The sequence below is a fragment of the Aestuariibius violaceus genome (genome assembly GCF_040779325.2).
In the GTDB taxonomy this organism is placed as follows: Bacteria; Pseudomonadota; Alphaproteobacteria; order Rhodobacterales; family Rhodobacteraceae; genus Aestuariibius; species Aestuariibius violaceus.
This window is the reverse complement of the sequence record NZ_JBFONT020000001.1, coordinates 917268-930895: the sequence shown is the minus strand read 5'-3', so window position 1 is coordinate 930895 and position 13628 is coordinate 917268. Positions and strand designations below refer to the sequence as shown.

The 13628-nt window shown below is 64.3% G+C and carries 15 protein-coding genes; 10 read left to right on the top strand and 5 right to left on the bottom strand.

Annotation, left to right across the window (positions count from 1 at the left end; translation table 11 throughout):
* The 6 genes from AADZ90_RS04635 to AADZ90_RS04610 all read left to right on the top strand — a co-directional run bounded on the left by AADZ90_RS04635 (position 1) and on the right by AADZ90_RS04610 (position 4762).
* Positions 1-1737 (top strand): sensor N-terminal transmembrane domain-containing protein, encoded by a 1737-nt coding sequence (locus AADZ90_RS04635; RefSeq protein ID WP_367308921.1) that lies wholly within the window; start codon positions 1-3, stop codon positions 1735-1737.
* A complete protein-coding gene (locus AADZ90_RS04630; RefSeq protein ID WP_367308922.1) occupies positions 1721-2182 on the top strand; it encodes an HPr kinase/phosphorylase in 462 nt (153 codons plus the stop codon). Before AADZ90_RS04635 ends, AADZ90_RS04630 begins: the two co-directional genes overlap by 17 nt.
* On the top strand, positions 2179-3123 hold the full coding sequence (gene rapZ / locus AADZ90_RS04625) for an RNase adapter RapZ (RefSeq protein WP_367308923.1): 945 nt from the start codon (positions 2179-2181) through the stop codon (positions 3121-3123). The genes AADZ90_RS04630 and rapZ overlap by 4 nt, the downstream gene beginning before the upstream one ends.
* Positions 3120-3563: a PTS sugar transporter subunit IIA gene (locus AADZ90_RS04620; RefSeq protein WP_367308924.1), complete on the top strand. Its 444-nt coding sequence runs from the start codon at positions 3120-3122 to the stop codon at positions 3561-3563. Before rapZ ends, AADZ90_RS04620 begins: the two co-directional genes overlap by 4 nt.
* A gap of 7 nt (positions 3564-3570) precedes the next feature.
* Positions 3571-3840 (top strand): HPr family phosphocarrier protein, encoded by a 270-nt coding sequence (locus AADZ90_RS04615; RefSeq protein ID WP_367308925.1) that lies wholly within the window; start codon positions 3571-3573, stop codon positions 3838-3840.
* A 73-nt stretch (positions 3841-3913) separates the two neighbouring features.
* The gene (locus tag AADZ90_RS04610; protein ID WP_367309558.1) at positions 3914-4762 is read left to right on the top strand and encodes a lysophospholipid acyltransferase family protein; all 849 of its coding nucleotides are present in this window, start codon (positions 3914-3916) and stop codon (positions 4760-4762) included.
* A gap of 72 nt (positions 4763-4834) precedes the next feature.
* Here the strand turns inward: AADZ90_RS04610 and AADZ90_RS04605 are convergent, their stop codons facing one another.
* On the bottom strand, positions 4835-5710 hold the full coding sequence (locus AADZ90_RS04605) for a 3-hydroxybutyryl-CoA dehydrogenase (protein WP_367308926.1): 876 nt from the start codon (positions 5708-5710) through the stop codon (positions 4835-4837).
* A gap of 154 nt (positions 5711-5864) precedes the next feature.
* Between AADZ90_RS04605 and AADZ90_RS04600 the strand changes: the two genes are divergently transcribed.
* On the top strand, positions 5865-6755 hold the full coding sequence (locus AADZ90_RS04600) for a DUF6473 family protein (RefSeq protein WP_367308927.1): 891 nt from the start codon (positions 5865-5867) through the stop codon (positions 6753-6755).
* Between the two features lie 99 nt (positions 6756-6854).
* Positions 6855-7877, top strand: coding sequence for a hypothetical protein (locus tag AADZ90_RS04595; protein WP_367308928.1), 1023 nt, complete (start codon positions 6855-6857; stop codon positions 7875-7877).
* Positions 7878-7893: 16 nt separating this feature from the next.
* On the opposite strand, the gene AADZ90_RS04590 is transcribed toward AADZ90_RS04595, so the two are convergent.
* From AADZ90_RS04590 to AADZ90_RS04575, 4 genes are all read right to left on the bottom strand, one after another.
* Entirely contained in the window at positions 7894-8823 is a 930-nt protein-coding gene (locus AADZ90_RS04590) for an electron transfer flavoprotein subunit alpha/FixB family protein (RefSeq protein ID WP_367308929.1), read from the bottom strand.
* Complete coding sequence (locus AADZ90_RS04585) at positions 8823-9581, bottom strand: electron transfer flavoprotein subunit beta/FixA family protein (protein WP_367308930.1); 759 nt, start codon at positions 9579-9581, stop codon at positions 8823-8825. Before AADZ90_RS04585 ends, AADZ90_RS04590 begins: the two co-directional genes overlap by 1 nt.
* 167 nt (positions 9582-9748) lie before the next feature.
* Positions 9749-10870, bottom strand: a complete 1122-nt coding sequence (locus tag AADZ90_RS04580) for a serine hydrolase domain-containing protein (protein WP_367308931.1) — start codon at positions 10868-10870, stop codon at positions 9749-9751.
* A gap of 99 nt (positions 10871-10969) precedes the next feature.
* Positions 10970-11638 carry a leucine-rich repeat domain-containing protein gene (locus AADZ90_RS04575; RefSeq protein ID WP_367308932.1) on the bottom strand — a complete coding sequence of 223 codons (669 nt, stop codon included), beginning with the start codon at positions 11636-11638 and terminating at the stop codon, positions 10970-10972.
* Between the two features lie 418 nt (positions 11639-12056).
* Between AADZ90_RS04575 and ispH the strand changes: the two genes are divergently transcribed.
* A complete protein-coding gene (gene ispH, locus AADZ90_RS04570; protein WP_367308933.1) occupies positions 12057-13007 on the top strand; it encodes a 4-hydroxy-3-methylbut-2-enyl diphosphate reductase in 951 nt (316 codons plus the stop codon).
* A gap of 4 nt (positions 13008-13011) precedes the next feature.
* Positions 13012-13626, top strand: coding sequence for a LysE family translocator (locus tag AADZ90_RS04565; RefSeq protein WP_367308934.1), 615 nt, complete (start codon positions 13012-13014; stop codon positions 13624-13626).
* The last annotated feature ends 2 nt before the right edge of the window (positions 13627-13628 follow it).

Here is a 13628-nt window from a genome sequence, read left to right as displayed (position 1 = left end):
ATGGCGGTCGCCGAGGACATTGATGTCAGGGATCTGAAGTCGGTCCGCGACGCCGCCGAAAAGATCGAGCGGCAGCGGGCCCGCGATCCCGAGATCGTCATCGGTGACGAATACCTCACCCCCATCTCGCGTGAGGGAAAGGCCCGCGGACGGCGCAAGTTCATCCGCCTCAAGCGCTCTCCGCTCGCCCGCAAGATCATCACCTTCAACCTGATGGCGCTCGTGCTGCTTCTCGCCGGCGTCCTCTACCTGAACCCCGCCCGCGACAGCCTCGCGGCCCAGCGGGCCAACGCGCTTGTCACCGAGGCCAAGCTGGTCGCCGACGTCTACGAAGCAACGCTTGGCCAGCTCGACCTCGCCACCGACGACGCCTCGCGCATCCTGCGCCAGCTCGAGCTGCGGACCGGGACCGACATCATGGTCCTCAACGCCGCAGGCGCCGTCATCGCAACGACCAAGGACAGCCCGTCGGGCCAGGTCGGCCCCGTCGTCGGCCTGGAAGAGACGGGATCGGGCACCGTCGTGACCGATCTTCTGTCGCTGATCTGGGATGGGCTCGCGCGGCTCAGCAATCTCAACGCGCCCGAGCCGACGCAAGTCAACGTCATCGCTATCGCCCGCGAGCTTCATCCCCTCGCGATGACCGGCGTCACCCAGGTCAAGACCGCCCGCGACCGCGAAGGCGGCACTATCTTCACCGTTGTCTCGCCGGTTTTCGATAACGGCACTCCGGTTGCGACGGTCGCTGTCGTCTCGGCCGCCGGTGAGATCGACGGCCTCGTCCGGCAGGAGCGTGAGGATGTGCTGCAGATGTTCGTCTTGGGCATCGTCGTCTCGATCTTCCTCAGCCTCGCGCTGGCCTCCACCATCGCCAATCCGATCTCCGACCTCGCCGCCGCGGCCGAAATCGGCCACGAAAAGAACGCCCGCAAGATGAGCCCCCACCGCGTGCGCATCCCTGACCTCACCGCCCGCCCGGATGAGATCGGGCGGCTTTCGGGCGCCCTGCGTGGCATGGTCTCGGCTCTTTACGAACGGATCGAGGGCAACGAACAATTCGCCGCCGACGTCGCACACGAAATCAAGAACCCGCTCGCCTCGCTGCGCTCCGCCGTCGGCACCCTGCGGCTCGCCAATCGGGACGATCAGCGGGAAAGGCTCCTCGATGTCATCGAACATGACGTGCGCCGCCTCGATCGCCTGGTCAGCGACATCTCCAATGCCTCCCGCCTCGACAGCGAACTCGTCAAGGAAGAGGAAGAGGCGTTCGATATCCTCAACATGCTCACCAACCTCACCAGCTTCCTGTCGGAAGAGGCGCATAAGAAGGAAATCGACTTCATCACCGATATGCCGAACCGGCCGATCCATGTGAGCGGGCTCGAGGCACGGCTGGCCCAGGTCTTCGTCAACCTCATCACCAATGCCATCTCGTTCTGCGAAGCGGGCGACGCGATCCGCATCTGGGTCCGCAAACGTGACAACCGCGTGCTGGTCGTGGTCGAGGATACGGGCCCCGGCATCCCCGAATCGGCGCTCACCAAGATCTTCCAGCGCTTCTATTCCGAGCGTCCGGAAAAGCAGTTCGGCAACAATTCCGGCCTCGGCCTCGCCATCTCCAAACAAATCGTGGAGGCCCATGGCGGCGTGATCTGGGCCGAAAACATCCGCCCCACCGACGCCGACCCGGATTCCGCACCGCTCGGCGCACGCTTCGTCGTTGGCCTCCCTGTCTGAGACCTCCGCGCCGCGCGCGGATGCCACCGAAACCGTCATCCACGCCAGCGCCGTCGCCGTCGCAAACCGCGCCCTTGTGATCCTCGGGCCGGCCGGCAGCGGAAAGTCCGCCCTCGCGCTCGACCTCATGGCCTACGGTGCCACCCTGCTCGCAGACGATCGCACGCGGCTGGTCCGCACGGACGGCCAGATCCTCGCCAGCGCGCCGCCGACCCTGCCCCCCCTGATCGAGGCGCGCGGGATCGGCCTCCTCAATGCCACGCTCGCGCCTCCCACCCCGGTCGCCGCCGCGATCGACCTTGGCCAAACCGAAACCGGCCGTCTGCCGCCGATGCGGCAAATCACCTTCTTGGATCGGCCCGTTCCTCTCCTTCACAAGCCAGAGAGAGGATCTTTCGCCCCCGCGCTTCTGCAATATCTGAAGGCAGGCCAGAGCCATCCATGACAGAGACGACCCGCATCACGCTTCCAGATCCCGACAGCCGCGACCCCGCGGATCTGTCGGTTGTCCTCGTTACCGGCCCGTCCGGCGCCGGGCGCTCCACCGCGATCGCAGCGCTGGAAGACACCGGGTTCGAGGTGATCGACAACCTGCCCCTCTCGCTCCTCAACCGCCTGCTCGAAGGGCCGCCGCTGGGTCGTCCGCTGGCCCTCGGCCTCGACGTGCGCAACCGCGACTTCTCGACGCAGCGCCTGACCGGCCTGATCGACGGCCTCCGCGCCGATCCCGGCATCTCGGCCGAGGTTCTCTATATCGACTGCTCGGATGAGGTGCTGCTGCGCCGCTATTCCGAAACCCGCCGCCGCCACCCGATGGCGCCTGATGCCAGCCCGCTTGACGGGATCCGGCGCGAAGGCGAACTGCTCGGCCCCATCCGCGACCGCGCCGATATCCTGATCGACACCTCCACGCTTTCGCCGCACGACCTCCGGGCAGAGATGAACCGCTGGTTCGCCCCCGAAAGCGGCCAGCGCATGGCGATCTCCGTGCAATCCTTCTCCTACAAGCGCGGCCTGCCCCGCAGCGTCGACCTGGTCTTCGACTGCCGCTTTCTGCGCAATCCCCATTGGGAGGCCGATCTGCGCCCCCTTGACGGCCGCGCACCCGAAGTCGCCGCCTTCGTCACCGCCGATCCCCGCTTCGCGGCATTCGATCAGCACCTGAAGGCGCTGCTCGAAACCCTCCTCCCCGCCTACCGGGACGAGGGCAAGGCGCACCTCACCATCGCCTTCGGATGTACCGGAGGGCAACACCGCTCCGTTGCCGTGACGGAACGGATTACGGCAACCCTTGCAGAGCAGGGCTGGCAGGTGTCTAGTCGCCACCGGGAACTGGAGCGGCGTCGGGAGTCGCCGACCTCCGGGGGAAACGGAGCAGGCCAGTGAACGTCCAGGCAAACGCCAAGACGGAGACGGGTGTAATCGGTATCGTGATCGTCGCGCATGGCGGCCTCGCGAAGGAATACCTTTCGGCCGTCGAACATGTCGTTGGGCGTCAATCCGGCATCCGGGCCATCTCGATCCAGCCCGAAGATGATCGCGGCCAGAAGCAAACCGAAATCTGTAATGCCGCCGATGATGTTGACACCGGCGCCGGTGTCGTCATCGTAACGGATATGTTCGGTGGCTCCCCGTCCAATCTCAGCCTGCGCGCCTGCTGCCCGGAAAACCGGCGCATCGTCTATGGCGCCAACCTTCCCATGCTGATCAAGCTGGCGAAATCCCGCCGCAAAACCGTCCCCGACGCCGTCGCGGGCGCACTTGCCGCCGGGCGCAAGTATATAGACAGCCAGATTGTCAGCGCCGACGCGCTAGGGGCCGGCTAAGCGCCCCATGGCGGCACGGCACCTGAAGATCGTCAACGAAAAGGGTCTGCATGCCCGCGCCTCCGCGAAATTTGTCGAGGTTGTGGAAGGGTTTGACGCCTCCGCCACCGTGCGACGCGACGGCATGGAGGCCTCGGGCGACAGCATCATGGGGCTTTTGATGTTGGCAGCGTCGAAAGGAACTTTTATAGACGTTGAAACCAACGGCGCCCAGGCAGAGGCGCTGGCAGATGCGCTCGAAGCGCTTGTCGCCGATAAGTTCGGCGAAGGTTACTGAAGAGTGCCCCGGCCGCGGGAGGCAGGATAGCGTGGTGGACGGATCTCATCACAGATCGCTCGTCGGCCCTCCGTTGGCCCAGCACCGGCAACAGCCGCAGCAGACCTATGACCGCAGGTCGCTGACCTATTCGAACACGTTCGACAACCCGCTGACCGCCGCGACCATCCGCGCGATGGAGTGGATGACGGGCAAGATCACGATCCTCCGCCTGATCCGCGAATTCGAACGCAAGGGCGCCCCGCAGGGCCAGGCGTTCTGGAAAGCCGCGCTCGACACGATGGGCATCGCGCTGACCACTCCGCGCGAACAGCTTGACCGCATCCCCAAGGACGGCCCGGTCGTCATCGTCGCGAACCACCCCCACGGGCTGGTCGACGGCATGGTGCTTGCCGAACTGATCGGCCGCGTCCGCACCGACTACAAGGTGCTCACCCGCGCGCTGCTGACCGGCATCGACGAGGTCGCGGCCTCCTACCTCATCCCCGTTCCCTTCCCGCACGAGGAAGACGCCCAGCGCAAGATGATGGAGATGCGGGCCACCGCCATGGCCGAACTGAAAGAAGGCGGCGTGATCGCCCTCTTCCCCTCCGGCGTCGTAGCGTCGTCTGAGACGATGATGGGGCCGGCGATCGAGGCCGAATGGAACGTCTTCACCGCCAAGATGATCCGCCGCTCGGGCGCCGCCGTGGTACCGATCTACTTCCCGGGCTCCAATTCCCGCTGGTACCAGATCGCCAACCGCCTCTCGGCCACGCTCCGCCAGGGCCTACTGCTGCACGAGATCGTGCACGCGCTCAACAAGAACCAGGCCCCCGTCGTCGGAGACCCGATCCCCCGCGAGGAAATCGCCCGCCGCGAAGGCGACCCGCGCGCCTTCATGTCCTGGCTGCGCGACCACACCCTGTCGCTCAAAGGCTGAAGCGGACCGCTATCAGATTGAGCGGCTTCGCCGCACAATATCCTGATTGGCGCCCAGCCCGACCGTGCCGCGCTACCGTGTCGGTACCGGCGGGTCCTGGCGGTAATCGTAGAACCCGCGCTGGCTCTTCCGCCCCAGCCACCCGGCCTCGACATATTTCGTCAGAAGCGGGCAAGGCCGGTACTTCGTGTCCGCCAGCCCGTCATGCAGCACGTTCATGATCGCAAGGCACGTATCCAGCCCGATGAAATCCGCCAGCTCCAGCGGGCCCATCGGGTGGTTCGCACCCAGCTTCATCGCCATGTCGATCGACTTCACCGACCCCACGCCCTCATAGAGCGTATAGATCGCCTCGTTGATCATCGGCATCAGGATCCGGTTCACGATGAAGGCCGGGAAATCCTCGGCCGTCGCCGCCGTCTTGCCCAGCCGGTCCACCACGCCCAGGCACGCCTCGAAGGTCGGCTGATCGGTCGCGATCCCCCGGATCAGCTCCACCAGCTGCATCACCGGCACCGGGTTCATGAAGTGGAAGCCCATGAACTTCTCCGGCCGGTCCGTCCGCGACGCCAGCCGCGTGATCGAAATCGACGAGGTGTTCGAGGTCAGGATCGTCTCGGGCTTCAGATGCGGCAGCAGATCCTCGAAGATCGCCTGCTTGACCGTCTCCCGCTCGGTCGCGGCCTCGATCACCAGATCGGTCTGTCCCAGATCGGTCAGCGTCAGCGTCGTCCCGATCCGCTCCAGCGCCGCCGCCTTGTCGCCCTCCGAGATCTTCTCGCGCGACACCTGCCGGTCGAGGTTCTTTTCGATCACCTTCGTCGCCGCCTTCAGCGCATCGTCGCTGATATCGTTCAGCAGCACCTCATAGCCCGCCAAGGCAAGGACATGGGCAATTCCGTTGCCCATCTGCCCGGCGCCGACGACGCCCACCCGGTCAATGCCCATGCCCAAACCCCGCTGGTGAAATCGGGCGGAGCATAGGCGCGCGCCCCGCCCCCCTCAAGGGCGGCAGGTGGATAAAAAACGCGGCAAATTCGGCGTTTAGACAAATGGCAAGACTTGGGCGCGATCAAGACGCACCAGAATTCGGACCCACGCCATGCTGCATGACCCCATCACTGCCCAGGGCCTCGACTACGCACCCTGCCACTATGGCACCTCACGCCTGCGGTTTCGCGGGCCACAGGCCGCACCGTCGCCTGATGCGCTGGCTTTCGTCGGCGGGATTGAGACGTTTGGCCGGTTCACGCCAGACCCCTTCACGACCCAGATAGCCCGGATGCTCGGCCGGCCCTGCCTCAACCTCGGTGTCCCCAATGCCGGGCCGGACCTGCTGCTGGGCGACCCGTCGCTGATCGACATCTGCAACAACGTTGCGGCGACGATCCTGCAGATCCCAGGCGCGCTCAACCTCTCCAACCGCTTCTACAGCGTCCATCCCCGCCGCAACGACCGCTTTACCGGCGCGTCCGAAGCCGCCCGCGCGGCCTTCCCGAAAATCGACTTCACCGAATTCACCTTCACCCGCCACCTCATCGGCACCCTCTGGCGCCGTGATCCCAGGGCCTTCACCGACCTGCGACAAGAGCTGCAGCAGGCATGGGTCGACCGGATGACCCAGCTCATCGCGCAGATCGAAACGCCGCTCATCCTGCTCTGGCTCTCCGATACCCCGCCCCGCCCCTCTGCCAGCGACAAGGGGGCAGACCCGCTTACCCGCGATCCAGCCCTCGTCAGTCAAGAGATGATGGCCCGCATCGCCCCTCCCGCGGCGGCCCTTGTCACCGTCTTGCCCACGGAGGCCGAGATCGCAAAGGGCCAGACCGGCCTTGTCGTTCCCACCGCGGAACGGACCGCCGCCAACAGGATGCTCGGGACGGAAGCGCATCGGATGACGGCCGATGCCCTGACAGGCGTGCTCGAGCAGATCGGGCTTGGCGCGCTAGGGGCCACTTCCAACCCGGGAGAGACGACAATGGAAAGCGATTGACACGATCCACCGATCGCGCAGGCTGAGCCTCAACGCAGCGAACACCTTTCCCATTTTCCGCCAAGCCCCTTTCGTGTCCCGTCCGAATTCGGAGTGCCAATGATTTTGAGATCCATCTGCGCCGCGATCCTTACCGTCTTCGCCATACCCGCCACGGCCGCCGAGATCGGCGGGGTCTGTTTCGCCAACGCGTGGGAGAGCTGCTACATCACCATCGACGGGCCGATCACCCCCGACACCGCTGCCGAGTTTGAAGCCGCCGCCAAGACGGCTGATGGCGGTACCGTCCTTCTGACCAGCTCCGGCGGCGATCCGGCAGGAGCGATTGCGCTTGGACGGACGATCCGTCAGCTGGGCCTCAGCACCCAGATCGGCAGGACCGAAGGCGGCGAGCCCGGACCGGGAGAATGCCGCGATGCCTGCCTTTATGCCTTCCTTGGCGGAGGGGAGGCGCGCCTCGCGGCGGAAGGCAGCGAGATCACCTTCCAATGGCAACCGCTCGTCCCCGACGATCCCGGCCCGTCCAGCGCCGTCATGGCAACCGCCTACGTGATCGAAATGGGCGCCGACCCCGCCTTTCTGCTTCGGGACGATCCGTCCCGCCCGATGAGCTCTGAAGAGCTGGGGCGCCACGGCATCACGCATGTCGTCGAACGCGCTTTTGGCCCCTTCACGATCGAGCCCTATCGTGACGGGATCGTCGCCGCCAGCAAACGACTGGACGACCCTCATCCCTACGACCGTGCCATCCAGCTCACCGCCTATTGCCGGGACGAGAAGGCCCATTTCCTCCTCACCGGCGTCGGCGCATTCGTGGCGGACTCGGGGGATGCCAGCGTGAGCTATTGGACAGACAAAGCAGACGGACAGTCACCGGCCGAGACGAAGATCGAAATCGCCGACTACCGCACGTGGATCGGGGATAAGAACAGCTTCATCGAACTCAGCTTTGACCCCGACCATATGCGCGACGTCGAAGACATCGCGACGCTGGACGTCACTTTCAGGATGGCCCGCGTCTCGGGCGGCACGCAATGGGTCAGGCGAGACCTGACAGCGATGGACCGCCGGATGCTCCGCGCGGCCTTCACCCACTGCATCCGAAGCCCCGCCACCCCGTAGCGGCGGGGCCCACGGCTCAGGCCAGCTTCTCGGTCAGCTCCGGCACCGCCTCGAACAGGTCGGCGACCAGTCCGTAATCGGCAACCTGGAAGATCGGCGCTTCCTCGTCCTTGTTGATCGCGACGATGATCTTCGAATCCTTCATCCCCGCCAGGTGCTGGATCGCGCCCGAGATGCCCACGGCGATATACAGATCCGGCGCCACGACCTTGCCGGTCTGCCCGACCTGCCAGTCATTCGGCGCATAGCCGGAATCGACCGCCGCCCGCGACGCGCCAACAGCGGCGCCCAGTGTATCGGCCAGCTTCTCGATCATCTCGAAGCTCTCTTCGGACCCCACGCCGCGGCCACCCGAGACGACCACGCCGGCCGAGGTCAGCTCAGGCCGATCGCTCTCGGCCACCTTGTCCTCGACCCATTCCGACAGGCCGGGATTGGCGCCAACCGACACCGTCTCGACCGAGGCCGAGCCACCTTCACCGGCTGCATCAAACGTCGACGTCCGGATCGTGACAACCTTCTTCGCATCGCCCGACTTCACCGTCTGCACCGCGTTGCCCGCATAGATCGGCCGCTCGAACGTCTCACCGTCGACGACGCCCGACACGTCCGAAATAATCATCGCGTCGAGCAACGCTGCAACCCGCGGCATCACGTTCTTCGCATCCGTCGTGGCCGGGGCCACGATATGCTCGTAATCGCCCGCCAGCGACACGATCAGCGCCGCCGTCGCCTCGGCCAGCCGGTGCCCCAAAGACGGATCCTCCGCGCACAGCACCTTGGCCACGCCGTCCAGCTTCGCCGCCGCCTCGGCCGCCGCGCTGGCCGACGCGCCCGCGCACAGCACCGTCACCTCGCCCAGCATCTTCGCCGCGGTCAAAGCCTTCGCCGTCGCATCCGCGTTCAGCTCGCCATTCGTGACTTCCGCAACCAGAAGAACCGCCATCACACAGCCCCCGCTTCCTTGAGTTTCGTGACCAGCTCGTCGACCGAGCCCACCATCTCGCCCGCCTTGCGCTCCGGCGGCTCCTCCGTCTTGACGATTGTCAGCCGCGGCGCGACGTCCACGCCGTAATCGGCCGGCGTCTTCTCATCCAGCGGCTTCTTCTTCGCCTTCATGATGTTCGGCAGCGATGCATAGCGTGGCTCGTTCAGCCGCAGGTCGACAGTCACGACCGCCGGCATATCCACCTTGATCGTCTGCAGGCCGCCATCGACCTCGCGCGTCACCGTCGCATGCTCGCCGTCGACATCCACCTCGGACGCGAACGTCGCCTGCGACCAGCCCAGCAGCGCCGCCAGCATCTGCCCCGTCGCGTTCATGTCGTTGTCGATCGCCTGCTTGCCGCACAGAACCAACCCCGGCTGCTCCTCGTCGACCACGCCCTTCAGGATCTTCGCGACCGCCAAAGGCTCGATATCCTGATGCACGTCATCGGTGGCCACGACCAGGATCGCCCGGTCCGCCCCCATTGCCAACGCCGTCCGCAGCGTTTCCTGCGCCTGCTTCACGCCGATCGACACGGCCACGATCTCCTCGGCCTTGCCCTTTTCCTTCAACCGGATCGCCTCTTCCACGGCGATCTCGTCGAACGGGTTCATCGACATCTTGACGTTGGCGAGATCCACACCGGAGCCATCCGCCTTCACACGGACCTTCACGTTGTAATCGATCACGCGCTTGACGGGCACGAGCACTTTCATCGGCCAAAGCCTCCCTTAACTGTCGCGTCGCCGCATGACCTACCGCGCCGGAACGCGCCACAACAGGGGTAAATCGACGCAAAACCGTCCATCGACGCCACGTCTTGACGTGCGCGTCAGCCGTGAAGGTCTACCGGACGGGCCTCAATGCCAGAAATCCAGCGCGGTCAATTCGGGGGCGCCAATTCGTACAGAGTTGAATGCAAAAGCTGCAGGCCATCGCCAAAGCGGACCACCACCATGTCACTGTCAGGCAGCAGGTACAGCATCTGACCGCCATGCCCCATGAAATAGGCAAACGGCCCGGCCAATGCTTCGCCGTCCCGATCCAAAACATCATGCCTCAAATGCCACCCATAGGCACTTTCGCGTCGCAACGACACGTCAAGCTCCGGTCGAACGAAATCGCGCCACAGATCTTCAGGCAGGAACGGATCATCGGGCGTTCCATTGTCCAGCAGGTAGCGCCCGACATGTAGCCAGTCTCTGGGCCGGGCGTAAAGACAGCAATAGGCAGAAACCCCCTCAGCCCTTGAATAGGCTCGCCAGTCAGCGCTTGCGGCACCTGCAGGCTTCCAGATCAGATCCGAAAGGATTTGCGGCAAAGGCTGGTCGTAGGCCGCCTCCAACACGGCACCCAAAAGCGCCGTATTTACGCTCTGGTAGGCAAACTCGCCTTTCGCAGCGGGATCGACGGTGAGGTCTGGAAGAAGGGCATCCATGCCGAAGACGTGCAGTCGGGCCAATGGTCCGAAGGGCGAAAAGCCTGCATCATCAACCGACTTTGGCGGCTCGCCATCATACAGCAGCCCCGACCTCATGATCAGAGCGTCACTTACCGTCACATCCGGGGCGTCTGATCCCAAATAAAGCGACAGCGGATCATCAAGCGATGCAATGCGCTTATCCGCGTAGGCGCGTATGACAAGGGCACCTATAAGACTTTTGACCATTGAAAACGAGTTCAGGCGATCCTCCCGCGCGACCCCCTGGCCATAGCTTTCGAAAATCAGCGTCCCGTTCTGCTCGACAAGCATCGCACGGCCACCAGCGGCGTCAAAACGCTTTCGGGCGTCGGCCGGGATTTCGGGAACACCTATCGCCTCTTCACCCATCACGCCTTCAACGCGAAGATAACGTCCGGACTCTGTCCAAACATCCGGTGGGAAACCCTCTCGCAGCAGGATCGGGAATTGAGGGGCAAAGACAAAAATACCGCCGATCGCGACTCCGGCGGCAAGGACGCAGAAACCCAAGATACGCCTCAGTTTTCTCATATCGGCAAACATGTTCCCGGACGGTCCTGCAAACTCATCAATTCTGCAATCGTCCTCAAAATCGGGTCCTGCTTCAAACCCGATCCCTATGAAGCCAATGCAGGAATTTGTCTACCGATTCAGTCCTTCCAGCGCGGCTCTGATCTCTGCCTTGCCGTGCAGGGTCGGGCCGGATGGCGGGCCAAGAACCTCCAGATGCTCAAGCGCGGCCAGTGCCGAAAGATCCTCGATCGGGGTTCCATTCAGATAGAGATGCGTCAGGCCACTGATCCGCGAGAGATCCTCGGCAGACGTGATCGCGGTCGTTTGAAGCTGAAGAACGGTCAGGCTCGGAAGCCCGGCAAGAGGCGAGACATCTTCGATGTCCGTTCCGAACGCGACGAAAGTCTCCAGGCTCCGCATTTCGGAAAGCGCCGATATATCCTCAAGCGGCGTCAGCACGACAGACAACTCTTTCAGCTTCACCAAGGTCGAAAGCGGCGTCAGATCGAGCGGATCGTCGACCCTCATCTCATCCAGATTGAGGTATTCCAGCTTCGTCAGCGACGACAGTGGAGACAGATCCGCAACCGGATTGAAGCCGACTCTCAGATATCGCAACTCGGTCAGTTCGCTCAGAGCCGAAAGATCGGTCAGCTTCGAATAGCTCGCATCAAGGTGTTGGACGTCTTTTTCGATGCACTGCCCTGCAAGGACGATGCCGTCACACACGTCCATATCGTCGGCAGAAAGAGGATGCGTGAAGATCGACACCAAGAGCAGCCCGACAGCAGACCTCATCCTTGCGGGTCGGTTCTGGAAGATCTTAGCTGACATGTTTCCAGACTAACCCAAATCCGTCGCTGAAGCCTACCACGCGGCATCGCGGTCAGCCGTCCGGATGCTAGACTGGCATCATGATCCGACCCATCAGCCACCACTTATGGATCACCCAAACTGTTGCGCCGTTCCCGGCCGTTCGGTGCGTTAACCCCGCCCGTCGTCGCTCAAATGCCTGACAAAATGCCGACGTAAAGCCGACAGGATGCCGACAGCCGGTTTTGCCTTCCCAGCCAGCGTTAACAGCTGATTCGCCGCCTCCGCCGGTTGCGCCGCCGAAATCCCACCGCACGCACCCCTCACGATCCATCAGCACCTGCGGCAGCCTGACCCGCGCCGACTGCTTTACGCCAGCGCCCCAACCGCCTACCTCTGGGGCATGACCAAGCCGCCCCTCACGCTCTACCTCGCCGCCCCCCGCGGCTTCTGCGCCGGCGTCGACCGCGCCATCAAGATCGTCGAGATGGCGCTGCAGAAATGGGGCGCCCCGGTCTACGTCCGGCACGAGATCGTGCACAACAAATACGTGGTCGATGACCTGCGCGCCCAAGGCGCTGTTTTCGTTGAAGAACTGGACGAGGCGCCCACCGACCGCCCCGTCATCTTCTCCGCCCACGGCGTCCCGAAATCCGTCCCGGCCGAGGCCGAAGAGCGGCAGATGATCTATGTCGACGCGACCTGCCCGCTTGTCTCCAAGGTCCATATCGAGGCAGAGCGTCATGCCGCAAACGGCCTCCAGATGGTGATGATCGGGCACGAGGGGCACCCCGAAACCATCGGCACGATGGGTCAGCTCCCACCCGGCGAAGTCCTGCTCATCGAAACCGTCGAAGACGTGGCCACGGTTCAGGTCCGCGATCCGGAAAAGCTCGCCTTCGTCACCCAGACGACCCTCTCCGTCGACGACACGGCCGAGATCGTGGAGGCGCTAAAGGCCCGGTTTCCCAGCATAATCGGGCCCCACAAGGAAGATATCTGCTACGCGACCACCAACCGTCAGGAGGCGGTCAAGGCGATGGCCCCCCGCTGCGACGCCCTCCTCGTCGTCGGCGCCCCCAACAGCTCCAATTCCCGCCGCCTGGTCGAGGTCGCCAGCAAGGCCGGCTGCCCCTACGCCCAACTGATCGGCCGCGCCGACCAGATCGACTGGCGCGCCCTCGACGGCATCCGCTCGGTCGGCATCACCGCAGGCGCCTCCGCGCCCGAGATCCTCACCCAGGAAGTCATAACCGCCTTCCAAGACCGCTATGCCGTAACGATCGAAACTGTTACAACAGCCGAAGAGAACGTGGAATTCAAAGTCCCCCGCATCCTTCGGGAACCCGCCTAAGTTCATGATATCGCTCGCCTTCATCCTGACCTGTCTCGCCGTCTGCATCGTCCCGGGCGTCGGTGTGGTCTACACGGCGGCGACGGCACTCGGCCGCGGGCGCCAGGCCGGGCTCGCCGCCGCGGCAGGCTGCACCCTCGGGCCGCTGCCCCATCTGGCCGCGGCGATCCTCGGCCTCGCCGCGATCCTGCACACGTCCGCCGTGCTCTACTCGGTGCTGAAATGGGCCGGCGTCGCCTACCTCCTCTGGCTCGCCTATGGCGCGCTCAAAGGCGGCGGCACGCTGCACATCACCCCTGACCGCAGCGCCGGATCGATGCGCAAAATCGCGGTCCGCGGCACTCTCCTCAACGTCCTGAACCCGAAATTGTCGATCTTTTTCCTGGCCTTGCTCCCACCCTTCCTCTCCGGCAACCCGGCGACGGCTACGCAAGAGATGATCGCGCTCGGGGCCGTCTTCATGGCCGTCACCTTCCTCACCTTCGCGGCCTATGCGCTCTTCGCCGCCGCCGCCCGCGACGCGGTCCTCACCTCCGAAAAGGCGATGGCGTGGCTCAACCGCACGATCGCGGGCGCCATGGGCCTTCTGGCCGCCAAACTGGCGACGGAACGCGTCTGACA

Excerpts from the sequence above, each read along its gene's own strand:
- AADZ90_RS04595 (WP_367308928.1), top strand. The coding sequence starts at position 6,855 with ATGATTTTGAGATCCATCTGCGCCGCGATCCTTACCGTCTTCGCCATA.
- AADZ90_RS04635 (WP_367308921.1), top strand. The coding sequence starts at position 1 with ATGGCGGTCGCCGAGGACATTGATGTCAGGGATCTGAAGTCGGTCCGC.
- AADZ90_RS04565 (WP_367308934.1), top strand. The coding sequence starts at position 13,012 with ATGATATCGCTCGCCTTCATCCTGACCTGTCTCGCCGTCTGCATCGTC.
- AADZ90_RS04580 (WP_367308931.1), bottom strand. The coding sequence starts at position 10,870 with ATGTTTGCCGATATGAGAAAACTGAGGCGTATCTTGGGTTTCTGCGTC.
- AADZ90_RS04600 (WP_367308927.1), top strand. The coding sequence starts at position 5,865 with ATGCTGCATGACCCCATCACTGCCCAGGGCCTCGACTACGCACCCTGC.
- AADZ90_RS04575 (WP_367308932.1), bottom strand. The coding sequence starts at position 11,638 with ATGAGGTCTGCTGTCGGGCTGCTCTTGGTGTCGATCTTCACGCATCCT.
- AADZ90_RS04615 (WP_367308925.1), top strand. The coding sequence starts at position 3,571 with ATGGCGGCACGGCACCTGAAGATCGTCAACGAAAAGGGTCTGCATGCC.
- AADZ90_RS04590 (WP_367308929.1), bottom strand. The coding sequence starts at position 8,823 with ATGGCGGTTCTTCTGGTTGCGGAAGTCACGAATGGCGAGCTGAACGCG.
- AADZ90_RS04585 (WP_367308930.1), bottom strand. The coding sequence starts at position 9,581 with ATGAAAGTGCTCGTGCCCGTCAAGCGCGTGATCGATTACAACGTGAAG.
- AADZ90_RS04605 (WP_367308926.1), bottom strand. The coding sequence starts at position 5,710 with ATGGGCATTGACCGGGTGGGCGTCGTCGGCGCCGGGCAGATGGGCAAC.
- ispH (WP_367308933.1), top strand. The coding sequence starts at position 12,057 with ATGACCAAGCCGCCCCTCACGCTCTACCTCGCCGCCCCCCGCGGCTTC.
- rapZ (WP_367308923.1), top strand. The coding sequence starts at position 2,179 with ATGACAGAGACGACCCGCATCACGCTTCCAGATCCCGACAGCCGCGAC.